We start from the raw sequence: 21,317 nt of genomic DNA on the forward strand, positions 1-21,317 counted from the left end.
CGCCGGGCCGTTTTCGAAGACCTTCCCCCCGTCATTCCGGCGCGCTTTTGGCCGGAATCCAACCGACTGGTGTGGATCCCGGCCAAAAGCATGCCGGGATGACGGGGTGTAGGACCGAGATGACGAGGGGTTCAGGCGCGGGGCGCGATTCCGGCCCACAAGGTGGTGATCACGGCGTCGGGGTCGACGGGGGTGTGCGGTGCGCCGGGCAGGAGCGCGGTGAGGACGGCGTCGTGGCAGATGCCGACGAGGAGGGCGGTGGTGGCCTCGATGTCGGTGTCGGGGGCTAGGCGGGTGAGGTCGCGTTCGGCGCGGAGGTAGGTGGCCAGGAGCTCGCGCCAATCCGCTTCTCGGGCTTCGGATTCGGCGAAGCGGTCCAGGACGGCAGGGGCGGTCAGCAGACCGGCGAAGACCGGGAGGACCGTTCGGTGCAGGGCCAGACCGGCGCGCAGATAGGCGGTCAGGTTGTCGCGGACGGTCGCGGTGCCGGGTGCGGGGAGGGGACCGAGTTCGGCGTGCGCGGCGGCGACGTGGGCGCCGAGCGCCGCGGCGAGGAGTTCGTCCTTGTCCGAGAAGTGGTTGTAGAGGACGCCGTCGGCGACTCCGGCGGCGCGGGCGATGGCGCGGACGGTCAGACCGGCCGCGCCCTGCTCGGCGAGGAGGCGTTGGGCGGTGGTGACGAGGTGGTCGCGCAGGGCCTCGTCGGAACCGCGGAGCGCCGCTGCCTTTCTCGGGGACATGGGTGGTTACGGTAGCGGGGTGGCGGCGGTGACGAGCCAGGCCGGGACGCGCAGTCGAATGCCGTCGGGTGTTGCGAAGGGTGTCACGGCGGCCGAGACGGCCGCACGGACCTGATCGTCGGTGGCGAAATCCGCGAGGGCGCGGTGGTAGCGGACCGGGCCCCAGCCCATGATGAACTCGGTGGCGTCGGGGATATCGCGGCCCCAAATGCCCGCGGCCTCACGGTATTCGATGGCGATGTCGCGGAACCCGGCCTCGGACAGCAGGATTCGCATGCGGTCGGGGTCGGCGAACGGGCCCTCCGACGGGCCGACGACGAAATTGTCGAGATGGGCCGCGGCAGCGCCGAATACCGCGCCGAGGTCGGTGCCGGGCATGGGCGACATGGCCACAAAGGCGAGGCGACCGCCCGGACGCAGGGCGCGGGCGATATTCGCGAACGCGGCGATGGGATCGGCGAAGAACATGATGCCGAAGCGGCTCAGCGCGGCATCGAAGGCGTTGTCGGGGAAGGGATATACCTGGGCGTCACCCTGGACGAAGGTGACGTTGGAAACGTCCTCGGTGGCGGCGAGTTCGCGGGCCCGGCCGAGCATCGGGCCGGACAGGTCGACTCCCGTCACGGTTCCCGCACCCACCCGGCGCGCGGCCGCCCGGGTCAGTTGGCCGTTGCCACAACCGATGTCGAGAACTCGGTCGCCGGGGCCGATGTGGACGGCGGCCAGCAGGGGCTCGTTGAAGCCGTGGTTCAGGGCGTCGTAGCGGTCGTAATTGGCGGACCAGTGTTCGCCCTCGTAGCCGTTCCACGCTTCGGACTGGGCGGTATTCACGATTTCGGTCATGATCGACTCCTATATGAACAACGGTTCATGAACGTATGTTCATAATGCGCCCGACCGACCGATGCCGTCAAGAGCCCCTAAGACACACGGGTTTTGGCTGTCGGTGGGGTGTGCCATGCTTCCGGACATGGCACGGATATTGCTGGTCCCGGGTTTTTGGCTCGGGGCGTGGGCATGGGAGGAAGTGGCCGAACAGCTTCGGGCACTCGGGGATGACGTGACGGCTTTGACGTTGCCAGGTCTGGATCCACAGGACCCGGAGCGGCTCTCGGCGACGCTGGAGAGCCAGGCGTGCGCGATCGTGGACGCCGCCGGGGATTCGGTGGCACTGGTGGTGCATTCCGGCGCGGGGGCGTCCGGCTACATGGCAACCGACCTGGCACCGGAACGCTTTTCCCGGGTGATCTACGCCGACACCGTCCCCTTCCCGCCAGGGTTCGTCCTGCACCCCGCACTCGGGGACGCGCCGGACTTCCCACTTCCGGCGACCTGGGCCGAGGTCGAGGCCATGGGCAACAGCCTGGCCGGACTGGACGAGGCGACCCTGGCGCGCTTCCGCGAGCGCGCGGTGTCGGTCCCGGCCGGGGTGGCGGGCCGCCCCGTCACGCTCGGCGATTCCGCTGCGCGCCTGAAGGTTCCGACCACGGTGATCTGCTGCAGCTTCCCGTCGGAGCTGGTGCTGCGGCTGCGCGATAGCGGGGAGGAGCCGATGTTCCACGAACTACGCAACCTCGACGCCGACTATCTGGATCTGCCGACAGGCCATTGGCCGATGTGGTCCAAGCCGGTGGAGTTGGCGGAAATGATTCACGAAGCCGCCACCCGCTGAAATTTTCAGCGACAAATTGGCAAACACTCAGCGACGGAACAGCATCCGCCTGAGCGGGCACTCAGCTTGCCACCACCACGATGAACCTGTTAACACTCGGTCCCACATGGGACATTTTCGGGTTGCAGGGTAATCGCTTGCGCCACTCGATGATCAAAAATCTTGGCGACACGAACATGGTGCTGGTTGGATGCCGGAGTATCGCCTTGTCCGACGCGGACGCGGGCGATGTCCTGCATACTACGACGGGCAGCGGCAAGGCTGCCCTCACTACGAGATCGAATGGAAGCTTCGGGGGTTGTACATGAATGAACCGATGTCCCAAGGAAAACGCGCGTCCGGCAGCCGGATTCGGCGCGGCGCCCTGCCCATCGTGATCGCCGCCGCGGCCGTGGCCGCACTGGTCGCGGGCTGCTCCTCGTCGTCCAGCTCGGACAGCAAGGCCACCACCTCGCAGGCCGCGCCGCCGTCGCAGCTGCCGGACGGCGCGCAGATCGTCGCCGAGTCGGCCAAGACCACCCAGACCCTGCAGGCCGTGCACGCGGATCTGGCGGTCACCAATATCCCGAACCTGCCGTTCGAGAGCATCAAGGCCGACATCACCAACCAGCCGCAGGGCGCGGGTCAGGCCATCGGCGAGGCCAAGGTGAAGGTCAAGCAGGACGACGCCAACTACACCGACACCAAGTTCCTGGTCGTCGACAAGACCCTCTACACCGGCGACGGCAGCAAGTACGCCAAGGTCGGTCCGGCCGAGAAGATCTACGATCCGGGCATCATCCTGGACAAGGACAAGGGTCTGGCCAACGCCATCGCGCAGGTCAAGAACGCCAAGGCCGAGGGTCGCGAGAAGCTCAACGGCCTGGACGTGGTGAAGATCAGCGGCACCATCGACGCCTCCGTCATCGATCCGATCGTTCCGCAGATCGGTAAGGACGGCGGCACCTTCCCGATCACCCTCTACATCCAGGATGTCGCTCCCCCGAGCGGCGCGGGCACCACGCTGCCGTCCACGGCCGCCTCGCCGGGCACCGGCCCGAACCTGGTGCGCGCCATCGTGACCAAGGACTCGGGCAATGTTTCGGTGACCCTGTCCAACTGGGGTAAGGAAGTCCACGTCACCAAGCCCGGTGGCTAGACACCCGCTACACCCTGTCATGTGAGTTCGGAGCCGGTTCGGGGAAAACGCAACGGCGGCAACGGTTGTCGTCGCGCCCCGGACCGGCTTTCGCGTTTGTTCAACCGTTTAAGAGTCTGTTCAGTGAAATGCAAGGCGCGGGATCGACGATTTCGTCTGAAAGTTGAACGTCGTCGCCTGCGTGTGGAGGGAAGAAATGACGATCGAACGCCCGGAAGCCGACGCGACGATCGAACGCCAAGAGCCCGAGGGCGAGTTCCGTCGGCCCCCGCTCGACGGCCCACCGCCGATCTCGAATGTCTGGGTCTACAACGGCAAAGCCTACGACCTCAGCGACTGGATTTCCAAGCATCCGGGCGGCGAGTTCTTCATCGGCCGGACCAAGAACCGCGACATCACCTCGATTGTCGGTTCGTACCACAAGAATCCGGAAGCCATCGGCAAGATCCTGAAGAAGTACTCGCTGGACCGTGATGCCCTGCCCGAGGACATCCACCCCAAGGCCAATGCGCCCGCCTTCCTCTTCAACGAGGGCTTCGACAGCTGGCGCGACACTCCGAAGTTCAACTTCGACAACAAGGACGACCTGCTCCACAAGGTGAAGGCGCGTCTGAAGGAACCCGAGCTGGCCGCGCGGATCCGCCGCATGGACACCTACTTCAATATCGTGGTAGCCGTTCTCGCGGTGGCGTATTTCGCGGTGCAGGGGCTGCGGCTGTTCGAGCGCAGCTGGATGCCGTTGCCGGTGTTCGTGATCGCCATGGTGCTGCTGCGCAGCGGCCTGGCCGGTTTCGGGCACTACGCCATCCACCGAGCCCAGAAGGGCATGAACAAGATCTACACGAATGCCTTCGACTTCAATTACGTCGCACTGGCTTTCGTGACCGCGGACGGCCACGCGCTGCTGCACCACCCGCACACCCAGAGTGAAGTCGACATCAAGAAGAACGTCTTCACCATGATGATGCGGATCCCGCGGCTGTACCGGGTGCCGGTCCACACCCTGCACAAGTTCGGCCACACCGTGACCGGCATGATCATGCGCCTGCTCGATGTCTGCCGCCTCACCCGCAAGGTGGGCATCAAGGACATGTACGGCACCTGGAGTGGGGCGCTGCCGCACTTCATCGGTTCGTTCGGCGTGCGGTTCCTGCTGTTGGGCGAGCTGATCGTGTTCACCGTGATGGGCGATTTCTGGGCCTGGGCCCTGCAATTCGTGCTCACGCTGTGGGTCTCGACCTTCCTGGTGGTGGCCAGCCACGACTTCGAGGTCGAATCCGAGGAGCTCGAGCACAATTCCGAGGACTGGGGCGTCGATCAGATCCAGCAGGCCTACGACCTCAAGGTGGTCGGCAACCGCTACATCGACTGCTTCCTGTCCGCGGGCCTGAGCTCGCACCGGGTGCATCACGTCCTGCCCTACCAGCGCAGCGGTTTCGCGAACATCGCGACCGAGGACGTGCTGCGCGAGGAGTCCGCGAAGTTCGGTGTCGAATGGCTGCCCGCCAAGAGCTTCTTCACCGACCGCTTCCCGAAGCAGATCCGCACCTACATTCTCGCGCCGTCCGACGACGCGGTGGAGCGCAAGTGGGGGTTCGTCAAGGAGCACTTCTCACCACTTGCCCTGAAGACCTGCGCCGTCTACACGGTTCAGGGCTTCACCGGAATCGGAACCGTCTGAACCGATTCCAACAACCGCGGTGCGATCAAGAACATGCGTCGACCGCACCGCGGGGTCGTCATATCGAAAACGAGGGGAGTATTTCGTGTCTATCACCATTGATGAAGGGGGCATGGTGCCCGCGTCGTCGACCCGGTTCGTGGGAGGCGAACCCGGTTACGACTTCGCGCCCGCGCCACTGCCGCCCACCCCGCCGACCACCGTCGGCGTGATCGAGTCCATCGCCACCGGTTCGCCGGCCCAGATCTTCTCGCAGGCCGACGCCGCCGCCCAGGTGGCCGGACTGTTCAGCGATCCGGTGCAGCAGCAGCGGATTCCGCGGATCTACCAGAAGACCCGGATCACCACCCGGCACCTGGCGGTCAACCCGATCGACCCCGAATTCCTGGCCTACAGCAAGGAAGTCGGCACCATTCGGGACCGCATGAACACCTTCTACGACCACGCGGTGCCGCTGGCCGTGGATGTGGCCGGACGCGCCATCGGGCATCTGGCGAACCCGGCCGAGGAGATCGGCATGCTGGTCTTCGCCACCAGCACCGGCTTCATCGCGCCCGGCGTGGATGTGGCCGTGGTCAAGCAGCTCGGCCTGTCGCCCGCGATCAACCGCGTGATCGTGAACTTCATGGGCTGCGCCGCCGCCATGAACTCCATTCGCGCCGCGGTGGATTTCGTGCGGGCGCACCCGGACAAGAAGGCGCTGGTCGTCTGCCTGGAGCTGAGCTCGGTGAACGCCGTGTTCGACGACAACATCAATGACGTCATCATTCACAGCCTCTTCGGTGACGGCTGCGGCGCGGTGGTCATCGGCGCGAGCAACCCGCAGCGGGAACTACCCGCCGGGTCCATCGTGATCCGCGACAGCTTCAGCTACCTGTTCGACGACGCGGAGGACGGAATCGTCCTGGGCGTCAACGACAATGGCATCACCTGCGAGCTGTCGGAGAACCTGCCGCAGTACATTCTGCGCGGGGTCGACCCGGTGGTGACCCAGGTGCTGGCCCGCCACGGCCTGACCAAGTCCGAGGTCGATCTGTGGGCGATCCACCCGGGTGGCCCGAAGATCATCGAGGAGTCGGTGCGCTCGCTCGGCCTGGGCTCGGAGCAGGCGGCGACCAGCTGGGACGTGCTCGCCGAGTACGGCAACATGCTCAGCGTCTCACTGATCTTCGTGCTCGAGCAGATGATCGCGCAGCCGGCCGACCGGCCGATCTCGACGGGTGTGGCGTTCTCGTTCGCGCCGGGTGTCACCCTCGAGGGCGTCATCTTCGACATCATCCGTCCCTAGCAATTCCAGAGAGCCAGCAGTCATGCAACTCATTCGATTCCTCATCTCCATCTCGTGGATGCGGATCGCGGGCGTCATCGCCTCCGGTCTCGTCTGCGGTGCGGCCAATACCTATCTGGTGACATTGATTCGGGGAGTGGTGTCACCGGAACCGCATCCGGGCGTCACGTGGCAGGCGTTCGTGGTGACCGCCCTGATCATCCTGATCAGCGGTGTGATCTCGCAGGTGCTGCTGATCCGCCTGGCTCAGGACGCCATCTACCGGTTGCGCGCGGACCTGAGCGCGCGCATCGTGTCCGCGCCGCTCGAGCATCTCGAGCGGCTCGGGCAGCACCGCCTGATCGCGACGCTGACCGAGGATGTGCGGTCACTGTCGCAGGCGGTCACCGCGATTCCGAGCATCTGCATCGACCTGGCCACGATCATCGGGTGCTTCATCTTCCTCGCGATCGTGTCCGGCCCCATCTTCGCCACCACGGTGGCGGGCACGCTGCTCGGAATCGCCTGTGTCGAAACGGTTCTCAAGAAGGTGCGCCACCTCTACAAGGAGGCGCGCGAGAACGAGGACGGGCTGCTGCGGTCCTTCCAGGAGGTGTCGCTGGGCATCAAGGAGCTCAAGCTGCACCGCGGGCGGCGCGGCGATTTCATGGACCGTCATCTGCTCGGTTCGGCCGAGAAGCTGCGGGTGCAGAATGTCGACGCCGGATCGAAGTTCACCTTCGCGCAGGGCTTCGGCCAGCTGCTGCAGCTGGGCACCATGGCCCTGATCCTGTTCGCCCTGGCCCGGGCGCTGGATCTGCCGCAGAACGTCATGGTCGGCTATGTCCTTGTCACCACGTTCCTTTCGATGCCCATGCAGAACTTCATGCACCGGATTCCGGATCTGCTGCGCGGTGATGTGGCGCTGGCCAAGATCCGCTCGCTGAACCTGTCCATTCAGACCGCGCACGACGAGTCGACGCTGCCCTACACCGAGCGACCGGCCGCCACCGCAGCGCGGCTGGAACTCAATGACGTCAGCTACAACTATCTGACCGAGGCGCCCCCGGCGTTCCCGCCCGTCCCGGGTGGCCCGCCGCCGGGCACCGGAGCCCACCCGGGTGGCGGAGCGCGGCCCCACCCGGGTCGGGGTGGCCGCCCCGGTGCGCCCGGCGCGCCGACGGGTGGTCGTCCCGGACCGCATCCGGCGGGCGCGCGTCCCGGCGGTCCGCCGCCCGGACACGGCCCGCGGCCCGGCGGCGATCGTCCGGATGTCAACGGCCACCGGTTCGTCGACCACGGCGGTCACGATGGGCGACCGGTTCCGATGGGCGCGCCCATGGCACCGCCCGAGGCGGACGGCTCCGGCTTCCATCTCGGTCCGCTGGATCTGAGCTTCGAGCCCGGACAGATCTCGTTCATCGTCGGCGGCAATGGCAGCGGCAAATCCACACTGGCCAAACTGATCACGGGTCTGTACGTCCCGCAGCACGGCCACCTGTCGCTCAATGGCGAGACCATCGACCACGAGAACATCGAGTGGTTCCGGCAGAACACCTCGGCGGTCTTCACCGACTTCCATCTGTTCGAGGACTACCTGGGCTTCGACGAGGGGGTGGACGAGGAGGTCCGAAAGTATTTGAAGGAACTCCAGATCGACCACAAGGTCACCGTGGAGAACGGCCGCCTGTCGACGATCGCGCTGTCGCAGGGTCAGCGCAAGCGGCTGGCGCTGTTGACCGCACTGCTCGAGGATCGCCCGATCTACATGTTCGACGAGTGGGCCGCCGATCAGGAGCCCAAGTTCCGCGACGTGTTCTACCGGGAGATCCTGGTGAAGCTGAAGAACCGCGGCAAGACCGTCATCGTGATCACCCACGACGACCGGTACTTCGACTGCGCCGACCAGATCGTGAAGCTCGATTTCGGGCGGATCGCCGAGGTCAAGCAGCTCGCCCAGCCGGTGGCGGCCGAAATGGCACAGCCGGTCGCGGCCGAAATAGCACAGCCGGTGGCGGCGGCCGAATAGCCGCGGAAAGGCAAGGCCCCGTACCGATTTCGGTACGGGGCCTTGGTTCTTTGGACGGATATTTCTCAGCGCAGCGCGGCGGCCTTGCGACGGGCCGCGGCGGCCTTCTTCGCGGCGGCGGCCTGAGCGTCGGTCTTCGGCGCGGCCTTCTTGGCGGCGGTCTTCTTGGCCGCCGCCTTCTTCACCGGCTTCGGTTCGGCCAGCGACGCGGGCTGATTCGCCAGCACATCCTTCAGGAACTGGCCGGTGTAGCTTTCCGGCACGGCCGCAACGTCTTCCGGCGTGCCCTGCGCGATGACAGTGCCACCGCCCGAACCGCCCTCCGGACCCATGTCGATGACCCAGTCGGAGGTCTTGATGACATCCAGGTTGTGCTCGATGACGATGACCGAATTGCCCTTGTCGACAAGGCCGTTGATCACCGTGAGCAGTTTGCGGATGTCCTCGAAGTGCAGGCCCGTGGTCGGCTCGTCGAGGATATAGACGGTGCGGCCGGTGGAGCGCTTCTGCAGTTCGGCGGCCAGCTTCACGCGCTGGGCCTCACCGCCGGACAGGGTCGGGGCCGACTGTCCCAGGCGCACATAACCCAGACCGACGTCCACCAGCGTCTTGAGGTAGCGGTGGATCGAGGTCACCGGCTCGAAGAACTCCGCGGCCTCCTCGATCGGCATATCGAGGACCTCGGCAATGGTCTTGCCCTTGTAGTGCACCTCGAGGGTCTCGCGGTTGTAGCGCGCACCGTGGCAGACCTCGCACGGGACGTACACGTCCGGCAGGAAGTTCATCTCGATCTTGAGGGTGCCGTCGCCCGAGCACGCCTCGCAGCGGCCGCCCTTCACATTGAAGGAGAACCGGCCCGGCTGATAGCCGCGCACCTTGGCCTCGGTGGTGGCCGCGAACAGCGTGCGGATCTTGTCGAAAACACCGGTGTAGGTGGCCGGATTCGAGCGCGGGGTACGGCCGATCGGCGACTGGTCGACCTGCACCAGCTTGTCCAGGTGGTCGAGACCGTTGACGCGGGTGTGGCGGCCCGGCACCTGCCGCGCGCCGTTCAGCTTGTTCTGCAGCACGGTCGCCAGAATGTCGTTGACCAGCGTCGACTTACCCGAGCCCGAGACACCGGTGATCGAGGTGAGCACGCCCAGCGGGAAACTCACGTCGATGTTCTTCAGGTTGTGCTCGACCGCGCCGACCACCGTCAGCTGTTTCTTCTTGTCGATCGGCCGCCGCACCAGCGGCACCTCGATGCGCTCGCGGCCGGAAAGATAAGCGCCGGTGAGCGATCCCTTGTCCTTCAACAGCCCCTCGTAGGGACCCGAGTACACCACTTGGCCGCCGTGCTCACCGGCCAGCGGGCCGATGTCGACCACCCAGTCCGAGGCGTGAATGGTGTCCTCGTCGTGCTCGACCACGATCAGCGTATTGCCGAGACTCTTGAGGCGCGTGAGGGTTTCGATGAGCCGGCGGTTGTCACGCTGGTGTAGACCGATGGACGGTTCGTCCAAGACATACAGCACACCGACCAGTCCGGAACCGATCTGGGTGGCCAACCGAATGCGTTGCGCCTCACCGCCGGACAGCGTGGCCGCCGCCCGCGACAGCGTCAGATACTGCAGGCCGACATCGAGCAGGAAGCCCAGCCGCGCCTGAATCTCCTTGATCACCTGCGCGGCGATGGCCGCCTGCCGCTCATCGAGGGTCAGCGCATTGAGGAACTTGGCCGCGTCCCCGATCGACAGATCCGACAGGTCCGCGATCGACATGCGCTCGGTGCCCGCCGACAGCGTGACCGCCAGAATCTCCGGCCGCAGTCGCGCGCCATTGCAGACCGGGCACGGGATGTCCCGCATGTACCCGTCGTAGTGCTCCTTCATCGCCTCCGATTCGGTGGCCTCCATGCGCCGCTGCAGGAACGGCATCACGCCCTCGAAATCGGCGTAGTACGAACGCTTGCGGCCGTAGCGGTTGGTGTAGGAGACGTGCACCTGCTCGGAGCTGCCCTCCAGGACCGCCTTGCGGGCCTTGAGCGGCAACTGGTTCCACGGCGTGTCCATGGAGAAGCCGATGGCGTCGGCCAGACCCGACAGCAGCCGGGTGAAGTATTCGGCGGTCTGCCCGCGCGACCACGGCGCGATCGCGCCCTCGTTCAGGCTCAGATCCGGGTCGGGCACAACGAGATCGGGATCGACCTCCTTGCGAATGCCCAGACCCGTGCAATCCGGGCACGCGCCGTAGGGCGAGTTGAAGGAGAACGACCGCGGTTCCAGATCCTCGATGTCGAGGGGGTGCCCGTTCGGGCAGGCCAGCCGCTCGGAGAAGCGCCGCTCCCGATCGTGGGCGTGCTCATCGCGGTCCACGAAGTCCAGCACCACGATGCCGTCGGCCAGCCGCAGCGCGGTCTCGATCGAATCCGTCAGGCGCTGTTTGGAACTCGGCTTCACGGCGAGGCGGTCGATGACCACCTCGACATCGTGCTTCTCCTGCTTCTTGAGCTTGGGCGGATCGGTCAGCGAATGCACCACGCCGTCGACCCGGACACGCGAATAGCCCTGCGAGTTCAGCGACTCGAACAGGTCCACGAATTCGCCCTTGCGGGTGCGGACCACGGGCGCGAGCACCTGGAACTTGGTCCCCTCCGCCATGGCCAGCACCTGATCCACGATCTGCTGCGGGGTCTGCTTGGCGATCAGATGCCCGCAGACCGGGCAGTGCGGGGTGCCCGCGCGCGCGAAGAGCAGACGCAGGTAGTCGTAGACCTCGGTGATGGTGCCGACCGTGGACCGCGGATTGCGGTTGGTCGACTTCTGGTCGATGGACACCGCGGGCGAGAGACCCTCGATGAAATCCACATCCGGTTTGTCCATCTGGCCGAGGAACTGCCGCGCGTACGCCGACAGTGATTCGACATACCGCCGCTGCCCCTCGGCGAAGATGGTGTCGAACGCCAACGAGGACTTACCGGAACCGGACAGGCCAGTGAAAACGATGAGGCTGTCGCGGGGTAGGTCCAGATCGACCCCTTTGAGGTTGTGCTCCCGCGCTCCGCGCACCGTCAGGCGATCCGCCACTGGCCATCCTTCCAACGTTTCAGCATCCAGACTTACCCCCGACGCCATGCTAGGGGCACCCACCGACAAGTTTGGTTACGACCGCTGAAACGCTGGTCACTCCGTGTTTATTGCGCTGTTCGCCGCCAGAGTACGGCTCAGGCCAACTTCTCGACCGCACCGCCGAAGGCCGTGGCCGCCATCACACCCGGCAGCGCCCGCCGCCCGCAACCGGGAATCGCGCGCGGTTGCAGTCCCCGATCCCGTTCGCGCGCACGGTCCTCGAACGCGCCGCGCTCCGACCCCGCCGCGGAGACCAGCGCCAGATCCCCGTCGAAGCGCCGGTACAGCAACCGCCCGCGCCGGGTTTCGGCGTCGGTATAGAACAGATAGGGCAGCCCACCCGTGCACAGCCGGGTGACGGCGTCCTCCTCGTACATCGACGGCACCGCGTCCCGCGCACGCCCCTGGGTGCGCACCCCGAGCGGACCGGTCCAGCAGACCACCGCCTCGGATCCGGTGTCCGCGTCGATGAACAGATGGGCGTCGTAATCCATGGCGTCCAGCACCCGCGCCGCCGCCGCGGGCGTGGCCACCTGTAGTCGACAGTCCTTGCGCCGCACGATCGGTCGCGGACCGGTCACCGCGGACAGCGAGGGCCGCGCGGGATCCGGCCAGGGCCGCGACAATTCGTCCGGCGGGCAGCCCAGCCGCAGATCCAAGCGCTCCAGCGCGAACGTGGACGCGAACCGCCCCGGCCCGGCGACCTGCACCCGGAACGCCTTCCCCAGCGTTCGGACGCTCGCCTGCACCAGCGTGGTCTCGTCCTCGGATTCGGGCCAGTGCAGGCGTACCCGCACCGGCCCGTCGACCCCGTGGCGGCGCAGAATTCTGCCCAGTCCGCGCACCACCCGAGTCACCTCGCCCGAAGGGACGGGCCCGTGTGTGGCCACCACGAAATCCGGATCGATTCCACTCGACCACACATCGAACGCGCCCATCGGTAGACCCCTCTCTCCGTTCCGACCCGGCAACCCGACTCCATGGCAACACACCTCCGACACCCTCGACAGTGCCGAAGGTCCCAAAGCAGACCACTTTCGGGGAAAATTCTCCGATAAAAAATCATCGGACGTTCCCCACACCGCGAAATTAGGGACCTTCGGCGGTATCTCGTTGCCCCGCCGCGAGTTACGTTGGGCCTTTACCGCGCGTACCCTCCCGCACGCGCGCCCGCGGTACCGAATGAGCTTGGAGGCCGTCGTGATCAAAGTCTTCCTGGTCGACGATCACGAGATCGTCCGCCGCGGTCTCACCGATCTGCTGGAGGAGGATCCCGAACTCACCGTGGTCGGGGAGGCGGGCGATGTCGCCCAGGCACTGTCCAGGATTCCGGCCCTGCGCCCCGACGTGGCGGTGCTGGACGTGCGTCTGCCCGACGGCAACGGCATCGAACTGTGCCGAGACCTGTTGGCCGACATCGACGATCTGCGCTGCCTGATCCTCACCTCCTACACCGACGAACAGGCCATGATGGACGCCATTCTGGCCGGGGCCAGCGGCTACGTGGTCAAGGACATCAAGGGCATGGAGTTGGCCAAGGCCATCAAGGAAGTCGGCTCCGGCCGCTCGCTGCTGGACAATCGCGCCGCGGCCGCCCTCATGGCCCGACTGCGCCGCAGCACCGAATTCGACGGCCCGCTGGCCGGTTTGACCGAACAGGAACGCAAACTCCTCGACCTGCTCGGCGACGGCCTGACCAACCGCCAGATCGCCGAGCGCATGTTCCTGGCCGAGAAGACCGTCAAGAACTACGTGTCCCGGCTGCTGGCCAAGCTCGGCATGGAGCGGCGCACCCAGGCCGCCGTGCTGGCGTCGAAACTACGGACGGGGCAGTCGCGTTCCGCGTGAGCGGTCGTGTACCGCGAGACAACCTTTCGCCAACCTTGCCCCGAATAGAATTCCGATGCCGTGTCGCCTCCTCCGGACCGCAGGACAACCATGCACGACACACCCCGCACCGGCCCGTACTCGGTGCGTGAAACGCTGTCGCAGCTGCGATTACGCGAATTGCTCACCGAGGTCAAGGATCGGGTCGAACAGATCATCGACGCCCGCGACCGGATCGACGGGCTGGTCGAGGCCATGCTCGCGGTCACCTCGGGCCTGGATCTGGATCAGACGCTGCGCACCATCGTGCGCGCCGCCACCATCCTGGTCGACGCCAAGTACGGGGCGCTGGCGGTGCGCGGACACGAAAAACAGCTGAGCCAGTTCATCTTCCACGGCATCGACGAGCAGACCCGGGTGTTGATCGGCGATATGCCGGAGGGCCACGGCGTGCTGGGGCTGCTGCTCGACAAGCCGGTGCCGCTGCGGCTGGACAATGTGTTGCGTCATCCGGCCGCGGTCGGCTTCCCCGAGCACCACCCGGTCATGCGCACGCTGCTCGGCATGCCGGTGCGGATTCGCGGCGAGGTCTTCGGAAACCTGTACCTGTCCGAGAAATCCGGCGGGCACCCCTTCACCGAGGACGACGAGGTGCTGCTGCAGGCGCTCGCGGCCGCGGCCGGTATCGCCGTCGACAATGCCCGGCTCTACGAGCAGGCCCGCACCCGGCAGGCCTGGATCGAGGCCACCCGCGATATCGCCACCGAATTCCTGGCCGACACCGAACCGGCCAAGGTGCTGGCCCACGTCGTCGAGCACGCCCGGGAGCTGACCGCCTCGCAGCGCGCCGTCCTGGCCGTCGTGGACCCCGACGAACTACCCGAACACGTCACCGAACTCGTTGTGGCGCAATGGTCCGGGCCGGGTGAGCCGCCCGCCGGGCACGCGGTGCGCGCGTCGGGCACCGCGGTCGGGCAGGCCCTGACCACCCGCACTCCCCTGCGCTTCGACGACGCCCGACACGTGGATCTCGGCACTCCCCTCGCCGGAATCGGGCCCGCGCTGGTGCTGCCGCTGCACACCCCCGACACCACCCTGGGCGTGCTGATCCTGCTGCGCGCGGCCGAATCCGCGCCCTACACCGACGAATTGATCGAACTGATCGCCGCCTTCACCGACCAGGCCGCACTGGCCATGCAATTGGCGGTGGCGCAACGACGCATGCGCGAGTTGGACATTCTCACCGATCGCGATCGCATCGCCCGGGACCTGCACGACCACGTGATCCAGCGGCTGTTCGCCATCGGCCTGTCCCTGCAGGGCACGGTCCCGCGCGCCCGCGTTCCCGAAGTGCAGCGACGGCTCGCCGACGCCATCAACGATCTGCAGGACGTGGTGGAGGAGATCCGGACCTCCATCTTCGACCTGCACGGCGGCGACGGGCACAGCACCCGACTGCGCCAGCGCATCGAGCGCGCGGTCAAACAGCAGACCACCGCCACCGACATTCGCGCGCTCATGCACATCACCGGTCCGCTGTCGGTGGTCGAGCCCACCCTGGCCGATCACGCGGAAGCCGTGGTGCGCGAGGCGGTTTCGAATGCGGTGCGCCACTCCGGCGCGGACACCATCACCATCGACATCGGCGTCGCGGACGATCTCACCATCGTGGTCGCCGACAACGGCTGCGGCATCCCCGACGGCATCACCCCCAGCGGACTCACCAATCTGGCCCGCCGCGCCGAACAGTCCGGCGGCAGCCTCGCGGTCTATCCGCGCCGTCGCACCGACGGCGACGCCACCGGGACCGGCACCAAACTGCACTGGTCGGTCCCGCTGCACTAGCCGACCGGACCGAGCACCAGCGCGGAATTGTGACCGCCCATGCCGAGGGCGGTCTTCACCGTGATGCCGTCCACGCCGCGCCGCACACCGTCGAGCAGGCGCGGATGCGCGGGGGCGACGATGGGCGCGGAGACCAGCAGATCGCGCTCGTAACCCAGTGCGGCGGCGATCAATTCGACACCGGCCGAGGCGGCCTGGCAGTGCCCGGCCAGCGGCTTGATGGCCACCACCTGCGGGCGATCGCCGAAAAGCCGGGCCAGCAGCGCGGTTTCGGCGGCATCGCACTGGGCGGTGCCGGAGCCGTGGGTGTTCAGGTAGGCGACCTCCTCGGGCCGCACATCCGCGCTGGCCAGGGCGCGTCTCACACAGTCGAAGATCTGCTCGTGCGTGGGGTCCACCGAGATCACGTGGTAGCCGTCATTGGACATGCCCCCGCCCAGCACCGCCGCGTACGGGCGGTCCACCTCGCGGCTCATCACGAACGCCACCGAGGCCTCGCCGAAACCGAAACCGCGACTGCCCTCTTGGAACGGTCGGCAGGCGTCGAGCGGATCGGTGTCGTCGACCGCCGCGCCCACGGCCACGAACGGCTGCACCATTTCCGGGATCGCGGACAGGTCGGTCGCTATCACCAGCACGTCATCGGCGATGCCCTGGCGCAGCCACATCTGCGCGGTCATCATGGCCACATTCGACGAGGAGCAGGCGGCGGTCACATTCATGGCCGGGCCGTGAAACCCGAACTCGCTCATCACCATCGCCACCGGCGTCGAGGGGAGTAATCGCAGATAGTCGCGACTGCGCCGCTTGCCACCGTCGACGGTGTAGAAGTCGCGCCACTCGTAGGTATTGCCGAGCACGATGGCGTGCAGCAGGCCGACCGTGCGTCCGCGCCGCCAACCACGCTCGATGGCATCGGCCACCGCCTCGCGCGCCGCGCCCAGCACCGCCCGAATGTAGCGGCTGTCCGGCAATTCCGGATCGCCGCCCTCCGGCACGCGGGCAACCCATCCGTTCCGATCGCGTTCCGGCCCGTACCCTGGAAAGAGCCGGGCGGCGGGTTTGCCGCTCAGCAAACCCTCCCACAAAGTTTCGCGGCCCCAGCCGTACCCGGTCACAGCACCGATACCGGCGATGGTCATATGATCTTGGTGCTGACCTGAGGTCTCGGGTTCGGGGATGGTGCCAGCCATTTGCATCGCTCCTCTCGGACTGTTGCCCGTAATGATCACCACGCGCGGGCCGATGCTGTGCGGGACTGTGATTCATTCAATACGGTCGGCAAGCTGCACTAGCAACTTTTCAGATAACAGAATGGTGCCGTGCTCCAGCGACGTGTTGCAACGACGATCAGGGGGTGCAAGAGGTGGTGGGTAACGATCGGGCGAATGACCCGACCGATGCCGAACAGCTGGCCCAGCGGTACCGGTCCCTGGTGGACTACAGTCCCGACGGGGTCGTGGTCCACGAGCGCGGCATCGTGGTCTATGCCAATCCGGCCATGCTGCGGCTGCTGGCGGCCGGTAGTCCCGAGGACGTCATCGGTCGGTCGGTGACCGACTTCGTGGAACCGTCCTCCATCGCGCCCATGCTCGACCGGATTCGCCGCCTCACCATCGCGGGCACCGCCTCCGACCCCACCGAGATGACCCTGCGCCGCTGCGACGGCGGCACCGTCGACGTCGAGACCGTCTCGGTGCTCACCGCCTGGCACGACCACCTCGCCTACCAGGTCGTGGTGCACGACCTCACCCCGCAGCGCACCGCCGAGGCCGCCCAGCACCGGGCCGAGCAGTTCTTCGCCACGGTGGTCTCGCAGCTCGAGGAGGGCGTGGTGGTGATCGACCGGCACGGGCGCATCGAATCCGCGAACCCGGCCGCGCGCCGCATCTTCGGCTACGACGCCGACGACCTCATCGGCACCCATATCGACGACATCCCGCTGTCGCTGTTGGACGCCAATGCCCAGCCCATGCCCACGTCCTGGTATCCGGTCATCCGCACCCTGGCCACCGGGGAGACGGTGACGCGCTTCGTGTTCGGCGTGGACCGCCCCGACGGGCAGCGGCGCTGGCTCTCGGCCAACAGCCGCCTGCTCAATCCGGACGACCCGGAATCGGCGGCGGTGTCCTCGTTCAACGACATCACCGAATTCCGCGCCAGCCGAAGGCAATTGGAGTACCAGGCCACCCACGACCCGCTCACCGGACTGGCCAATCGGGCGCTGGTGCTGTCGCGGCTGGCGGCGGCGTTGGGCACCACCGAATCACTGCCGGTGTCCAGCGTGCTGTTCATCGACCTGGACGGCTTCAAGGCCATCAACGACACCCTCGGTCACGCGATCGGCGACACCGTGCTGCAGATCGTGGCCCAGCGACTGCAACGCGGGCTGCGCTCCGACGACATCGTGGGCCGCATCGGCGGCGACGAATTCCTGGTCCTGCTGTCCGGCCGCACCCTCGGCGACGATCTCGAGGCCCTGATCACCCGCCTGCGCCAGACCATGGCCGAACCGATCATCGCGCGCGGGCACCGCATTCACGTCGACGCCTCGATCGGCGTCACCCACCTGCACCCGGGCGACACCCGCACCCCGGAGGCCGTCCTGCACGACGCCGACCTCGCCATGTACCGCGCCAAGCCGCCGAACCACCAGAGCAATACCTTGAGCCGTCGCAGCGACAGCACCCACGCCTCCTGAGCTCCTTGTCACCTTGACCGGGCGATACGGCGCCGAGTGGAAACGCGCACTAGAGTAGATAACTCTGTTCTCGATGCTTCGCGTGCCGTTCCCAACACGGCGATGTGGTGAACAAGGAGTTCCGTTTTGCCCGACCTCACCGAGGAGCGTTCCGTGTCCGAACCCGCACCCGCGGTGTCCCCCGACATGGAACGCGAGCAGCAGTACCTCACGAAGCTTTACGAACAGCTCGACGGTATGCGCGCCTACGCCCAGCGGCGGCTGCGCACCGTGCTCCTCGAGACCGGCGGCACCCCGCAGGCGCGCAGTGAACGCGAGTCGTTCACCCAGCTCTACTCCGAGGACCTGGCCAAATACGATGCGGCCGAACATGGCCTATGTTTCGGCCGCATCGACCTCGCCGACGGCGAGAACAGCGAGGCCGCCGACGGCGAGACCCGCTACATCGGCCGCATCGGCATCCTCGACGAGTCCGCGGATTACGAGACGCTGCTGTTGGATTGGCGCGCACCCCTGGCCCGCCCGTTCTATCTGGCCACCACCGCCGCGCCCGACGGCGTAACGCGCCGCCGCCACATTCGCTCGCGCAACCGCAAGGTCACCGCGGTCAATGACGAGTACCTGGATCTGGACGCGGCCCGACGCGACGGCGTGGTGGGCAGCGACGGCGGCGTCGGCAGCGAGAGCGCGCTGTTGGCCGCGCTCAATGCCGCCCGCACCGGGCACATGAACGACATCGTCGAGACCATTCAGCACGAGCAGGACGCCATCATTCGCTCCGAGCACAAGAGCGTGCTCGTGGTGCAGGGCGGGCCCGGCACCGGCAAGACCGCGGTCGCCCTGCACCGCGCGGCCTACCTGCTCTACACCTACCGCCAGCAGCTGGACAAGGCGGGCGTGCTCATCATCGGGCCGAACTCGACCTTCCTCGACTACATCGGCCAGGTGCTGCCCTCGCTCGGTGAGACCGGTGTGCTGCTGTCCACGGTCGGCAACCTGTACCCGGGAGTGCAAGCGACACTGGAGGATTCGCTGCGCGCCGGGGAGCTCAAGGGCTCGCTCGACATGATCGAGGTGCTCAAGAAGGCGGTGCGGGACTGGCAGGAGGTGCCGCGCGAACCGATCCGGCTCCACTTCGACGGGCATCAGCTGGAATTGGATCGCAAGATCGTCACCAAGGCCCGCGGCCGGGCCCGGTCCTCGCGGCGCGCGCACAATCTGGCCCGGCCCATCTTCGCCGCCGCCGTGGTGGACGCCCTCACCGATCAGCTGGCCGCCGCCATCGGCGCGAACCCGCTGGGCGGGCGAAACCTGTTGAGCCAGACCGATCTCACCGAGATCCGCGACGAGATGCGCGCCGATGCCGAGATCCAGCGCGCCATCGCGGGACTGTGGCCCATCCTGACCCCGCAGGAGGTGCTGGGCGGACTGTGGGCCGACCCCAAGCGCCTGGCCAGCGCGGGCGGCCAGCTCAGCGAGGCCGATCGCGCCGAGCTCTACCGCAGCGACAGCGGCGAATTCAGCGATGCCGACGCGCCGCTGCTCGACGAACTCGCCGAACTGCTGGGCATCGACGACAGCGAGGAGCGCGAGCGCGCCCGCCGCCGCTGGCGCGCCCAGCTGGCCGAGGCCCAGGACGCCCTGGACATCCTGACCGGTTCCGCGCCACAGGATCTCGAGGACGACCTGGATCCGGAGCTGCTCATGGCCTACGACCTGATCGACGCCTCGCAGCTGGCCGAACGCCAGCAGGTGCGCACCCGCCAGACCACCGCCGAACGCGCCGCCGGGGACCGCACCTGGACCTACGGGCACGTGATCGTGGATGAGGCGCAGGAACTTTCGCAGATGGCGTGGCGAATGGTCATGCGCCGCATCCCGAATCGCTGGATCACCGCCGTCGGCGATGTGGCCCAGACCGGCGATCCGGCCGGCGCCTCGTCGTGGCAGCAGGTGCTGGAACCGTATGTGGCCAAACGCTGGAAGCTCACCGAGCTGACGGTCAACTACCGCACGCCCTCGGAGATCATGGCGGTGGCCGGGGACGTGCTGGCCGCCATCGACCCGGACGCGCCCGCGCCGCGCTCGGTCCGCGACTCCGGCTTCGAGCCCACCGCGCGGCGGGTGGCGGTGACCGAGCTGGCCGACGAGATCAAGCGGCTCATCGCCGCCGAGGCCGACCATCCCGGCACCACCGCGGTCATCGTCCCGCACGACCTGGCCCCGGAATTGGCGTACCTGAGCGATGATTCGGTGCGCGTGCTGACCGTCCACGACGTGAAGGGCCTCGAGTTCGACGCGGTCGTTCTGGCCGAGCCGCACCGCATTCTCACCGAATCGCCACGCGGCCTGAACGACCTGTACGTCGCGCTGACCCGCGCCACCCAGCGCTTGGCGGTCGTGCACTCCGAGGATCTCCCGGAAGTCCTGCACCGGCTGAATCGATAGCCCGCGAGCATCGTCGCTGGCCCGCGAACGACGAAGTGGCCGAGCCCGGTTGGGCTCGGCCACTTCTTCTGTATGGGGGGTTCGGGGCTAGGCCCCCGCTTCCCTCTCGGGTGTGGGGCGAAGCCCCACTCAGCGCACGGTGTGCACGATGAGCACGTCGGTGCGGGACTTGCGCGCCACATCCGACGGCACCGAGCCGAGCAGGCGTCCGGCGAGGGTGTTGAGGCCGCGGTTACCCACCACGAGCAGATCGGCCTCCACCTCCTTGAGCAGATTCAGCAGCGATTCGACGGGCTCGCCGACCACGGCCTTCTCCACCACGTTCACCGCGCCGACGGCCACGGCCTTGTCCCGCGCCACGCGCAGGATCTCACTGGTGGGCGCGGAGCCGCGCACCTGGTAGGCCTCGTCCTTCAGCACGTCCGCGGCGGCGGCCACATCGCGGTCGTCGGTCGGGAAATACGCGCAGGCGATGTACAGCGTGGCGCCCTCGTCGCCCGCGAGAGCCGCGGCCCGCTCGACGGCGACGTACGACGAGTCCGAGCCATCGGTACCGACGACGATCGTCCGGTAGGCGGTCATTTCTCCTCCAAGTACAAGGGTCGGGGCCGCGGCGTCCACACCGGTGGGGTTACCGCCGCGGCAACTCCGCCTGACAATAGCGGCATAACCGGCGGAAATATTCGATATCGCAACACATCACACCGACGTGGCGCGCCAGATGTGCGGCACATTCGGCATACCGCCCGAACACGGCCTTGACTACCAGCGAATTTCCCGAGCCCTCGCGACACGGCCCACAAAAGGCCAAGACCGTTGTGGCCGTGGGAGATTCGTCACAAACTTCGAAATCGCTGGA

15 protein-coding genes are annotated in these 21,317 nt (G+C 67.0%); 9 read left to right on the forward strand and 6 right to left on the reverse strand.

The window, feature by feature from the left end; translation table 11 throughout:
* Nucleotides 1-131: 131 nt before the first annotated feature.
* Together VMT65_RS37255 and VMT65_RS37260 are read right to left on the reverse strand one after the other, a co-directional pair.
* A complete protein-coding gene (locus VMT65_RS37255; protein ID WP_326313434.1) occupies nucleotides 132-740 on the reverse strand; it encodes a TetR/AcrR family transcriptional regulator in 609 nt (202 codons plus the stop codon).
* A gap of 6 nt (nucleotides 741-746) precedes the next feature.
* Nucleotides 747-1,583: a class I SAM-dependent methyltransferase gene (locus VMT65_RS37260; protein ID WP_326313435.1), complete on the reverse strand. Its 837-nt coding sequence runs from the start codon at nucleotides 1,581-1,583 to the stop codon at nucleotides 747-749.
* A 127-nt stretch (nucleotides 1,584-1,710) separates the two neighbouring features.
* Between VMT65_RS37260 and VMT65_RS37265 the strand changes: the two genes are divergently transcribed.
* From VMT65_RS37265 to VMT65_RS37285, 5 genes are all read left to right on the forward strand, one after another.
* Nucleotides 1,711-2,412 (forward strand): alpha/beta fold hydrolase, encoded by a 702-nt coding sequence (locus VMT65_RS37265; protein WP_326313437.1) that lies wholly within the window; start codon nucleotides 1,711-1,713, stop codon nucleotides 2,410-2,412.
* Nucleotides 2,413-2,716: 304 nt separating this feature from the next.
* On the forward strand, nucleotides 2,717-3,550 hold the full coding sequence (locus tag VMT65_RS37270; protein ID WP_442790390.1) for an LppX_LprAFG lipoprotein: 834 nt from the start codon (nucleotides 2,717-2,719) through the stop codon (nucleotides 3,548-3,550).
* Between the two features lie 196 nt (nucleotides 3,551-3,746).
* On the forward strand, nucleotides 3,747-5,231 hold the full coding sequence (locus VMT65_RS37275; protein WP_326313441.1) for a fatty acid desaturase: 1,485 nt from the start codon (nucleotides 3,747-3,749) through the stop codon (nucleotides 5,229-5,231).
* A gap of 112 nt (nucleotides 5,232-5,343) precedes the next feature.
* Nucleotides 5,344-6,519 carry a type III polyketide synthase gene (locus VMT65_RS37280; RefSeq protein ID WP_326313566.1) on the forward strand — a complete coding sequence of 392 codons (1,176 nt, stop codon included), beginning with the start codon at nucleotides 5,344-5,346 and terminating at the stop codon, nucleotides 6,517-6,519.
* A 22-nt stretch (nucleotides 6,520-6,541) separates the two neighbouring features.
* A complete protein-coding gene (locus tag VMT65_RS37285; RefSeq protein ID WP_326313442.1) occupies nucleotides 6,542-8,527 on the forward strand; it encodes an ATP-binding cassette domain-containing protein in 1,986 nt (661 codons plus the stop codon).
* A gap of 65 nt (nucleotides 8,528-8,592) precedes the next feature.
* On the opposite strand, the gene uvrA is transcribed toward VMT65_RS37285, so the two are convergent.
* Both uvrA and VMT65_RS37295 read right to left on the reverse strand, forming a co-directional pair.
* Nucleotides 8,593-11,595 carry an excinuclease ABC subunit UvrA gene (gene uvrA / locus VMT65_RS37290; RefSeq protein ID WP_326313444.1) on the reverse strand — a complete coding sequence of 1,001 codons (3,003 nt, stop codon included), beginning with the start codon at nucleotides 11,593-11,595 and terminating at the stop codon, nucleotides 8,593-8,595.
* 137 nt (nucleotides 11,596-11,732) lie between these two features.
* On the reverse strand, nucleotides 11,733-12,575 hold the full coding sequence (locus tag VMT65_RS37295; RefSeq protein ID WP_326313445.1) for a sigma 54 modulation/S30EA ribosomal C-terminal domain-containing protein: 843 nt from the start codon (nucleotides 12,573-12,575) through the stop codon (nucleotides 11,733-11,735).
* A gap of 262 nt (nucleotides 12,576-12,837) precedes the next feature.
* On the opposite strand from VMT65_RS37295, the gene VMT65_RS37300 reads away from it, so the two are divergent.
* Nucleotides 12,838-13,485 carry a response regulator transcription factor gene (locus VMT65_RS37300; protein WP_326313447.1) on the forward strand — a complete coding sequence of 216 codons (648 nt, stop codon included), beginning with the start codon at nucleotides 12,838-12,840 and terminating at the stop codon, nucleotides 13,483-13,485.
* 90 nt (nucleotides 13,486-13,575) lie between these two features.
* Nucleotides 13,576-15,309 (forward strand): GAF domain-containing sensor histidine kinase, encoded by a 1,734-nt coding sequence (locus VMT65_RS37305; RefSeq protein WP_326313449.1) that lies wholly within the window; start codon nucleotides 13,576-13,578, stop codon nucleotides 15,307-15,309.
* Here VMT65_RS37305 and VMT65_RS37310 read toward each other — a convergent pair.
* Complete coding sequence (locus VMT65_RS37310; RefSeq protein WP_326313451.1) at nucleotides 15,306-16,502, reverse strand: beta-ketoacyl synthase N-terminal-like domain-containing protein; 1,197 nt, start codon at nucleotides 16,500-16,502, stop codon at nucleotides 15,306-15,308. The two genes, VMT65_RS37305 and VMT65_RS37310, sit on opposite strands and share 4 nt — an antisense overlap.
* Nucleotides 16,503-16,675: 173 nt before the next feature.
* On the opposite strand from VMT65_RS37310, the gene VMT65_RS37315 reads away from it, so the two are divergent.
* Both VMT65_RS37315 and VMT65_RS37320 read left to right on the forward strand, forming a co-directional pair.
* Nucleotides 16,676-18,010 carry a diguanylate cyclase domain-containing protein gene (locus VMT65_RS37315; protein ID WP_326313453.1) on the forward strand — a complete coding sequence of 445 codons (1,335 nt, stop codon included), beginning with the start codon at nucleotides 16,676-16,678 and terminating at the stop codon, nucleotides 18,008-18,010.
* A 186-nt stretch (nucleotides 18,011-18,196) separates the two neighbouring features.
* On the forward strand, nucleotides 18,197-20,458 hold the full coding sequence (locus VMT65_RS37320; protein ID WP_326313567.1) for a HelD family protein: 2,262 nt from the start codon (nucleotides 18,197-18,199) through the stop codon (nucleotides 20,456-20,458).
* A 129-nt stretch (nucleotides 20,459-20,587) separates the two neighbouring features.
* Here the strand turns inward: VMT65_RS37320 and VMT65_RS37325 are convergent, their stop codons facing one another.
* Complete coding sequence (locus tag VMT65_RS37325; RefSeq protein WP_326313455.1) at nucleotides 20,588-21,040, reverse strand: universal stress protein; 453 nt, start codon at nucleotides 21,038-21,040, stop codon at nucleotides 20,588-20,590.
* Between the last annotated feature and the right edge of the window lie 277 nt (nucleotides 21,041-21,317).

The organism is Nocardia sp. CDC153 (genome assembly GCF_035818515.1).
In the GTDB taxonomy this organism is placed as follows: Bacteria; Actinomycetota; Actinomycetes; order Mycobacteriales; family Mycobacteriaceae; genus Nocardia.

What these genes read in the sequence shown, in the direction of transcription:
- VMT65_RS37255 (WP_326313434.1), bottom strand. Translation starts at nt 740, where the DNA reads ATGTCCCCGAGAAAGGCAGCGGCGCTCCGCGGTTCCGACGAGGCCCTG.
- VMT65_RS37260 (WP_326313435.1), bottom strand. Translation starts at nt 1,583, where the DNA reads ATGACCGAAATCGTGAATACCGCCCAGTCCGAAGCGTGGAACGGCTAC.
- VMT65_RS37265 (WP_326313437.1), top strand. Translation starts at nt 1,711, where the DNA reads ATGGCACGGATATTGCTGGTCCCGGGTTTTTGGCTCGGGGCGTGGGCA.
- VMT65_RS37270 (WP_442790390.1), top strand. Translation starts at nt 2,717, where the DNA reads ATGAATGAACCGATGTCCCAAGGAAAACGCGCGTCCGGCAGCCGGATT.
- VMT65_RS37275 (WP_326313441.1), top strand. Translation starts at nt 3,747, where the DNA reads ATGACGATCGAACGCCCGGAAGCCGACGCGACGATCGAACGCCAAGAG.
- VMT65_RS37280 (WP_326313566.1), top strand. Translation starts at nt 5,344, where the DNA reads ATGGTGCCCGCGTCGTCGACCCGGTTCGTGGGAGGCGAACCCGGTTAC.
- VMT65_RS37285 (WP_326313442.1), top strand. Translation starts at nt 6,542, where the DNA reads ATGCAACTCATTCGATTCCTCATCTCCATCTCGTGGATGCGGATCGCG.
- VMT65_RS37295 (WP_326313445.1), bottom strand. Translation starts at nt 12,575, where the DNA reads ATGGGCGCGTTCGATGTGTGGTCGAGTGGAATCGATCCGGATTTCGTG.
- VMT65_RS37305 (WP_326313449.1), top strand. Translation starts at nt 13,576, where the DNA reads ATGCACGACACACCCCGCACCGGCCCGTACTCGGTGCGTGAAACGCTG.
- VMT65_RS37310 (WP_326313451.1), bottom strand. Translation starts at nt 16,502, where the DNA reads ATGGCTGGCACCATCCCCGAACCCGAGACCTCAGGTCAGCACCAAGAT.
- VMT65_RS37320 (WP_326313567.1), top strand. Translation starts at nt 18,197, where the DNA reads ATGGAACGCGAGCAGCAGTACCTCACGAAGCTTTACGAACAGCTCGAC.
- VMT65_RS37325 (WP_326313455.1), bottom strand. Translation starts at nt 21,040, where the DNA reads ATGACCGCCTACCGGACGATCGTCGTCGGTACCGATGGCTCGGACTCG.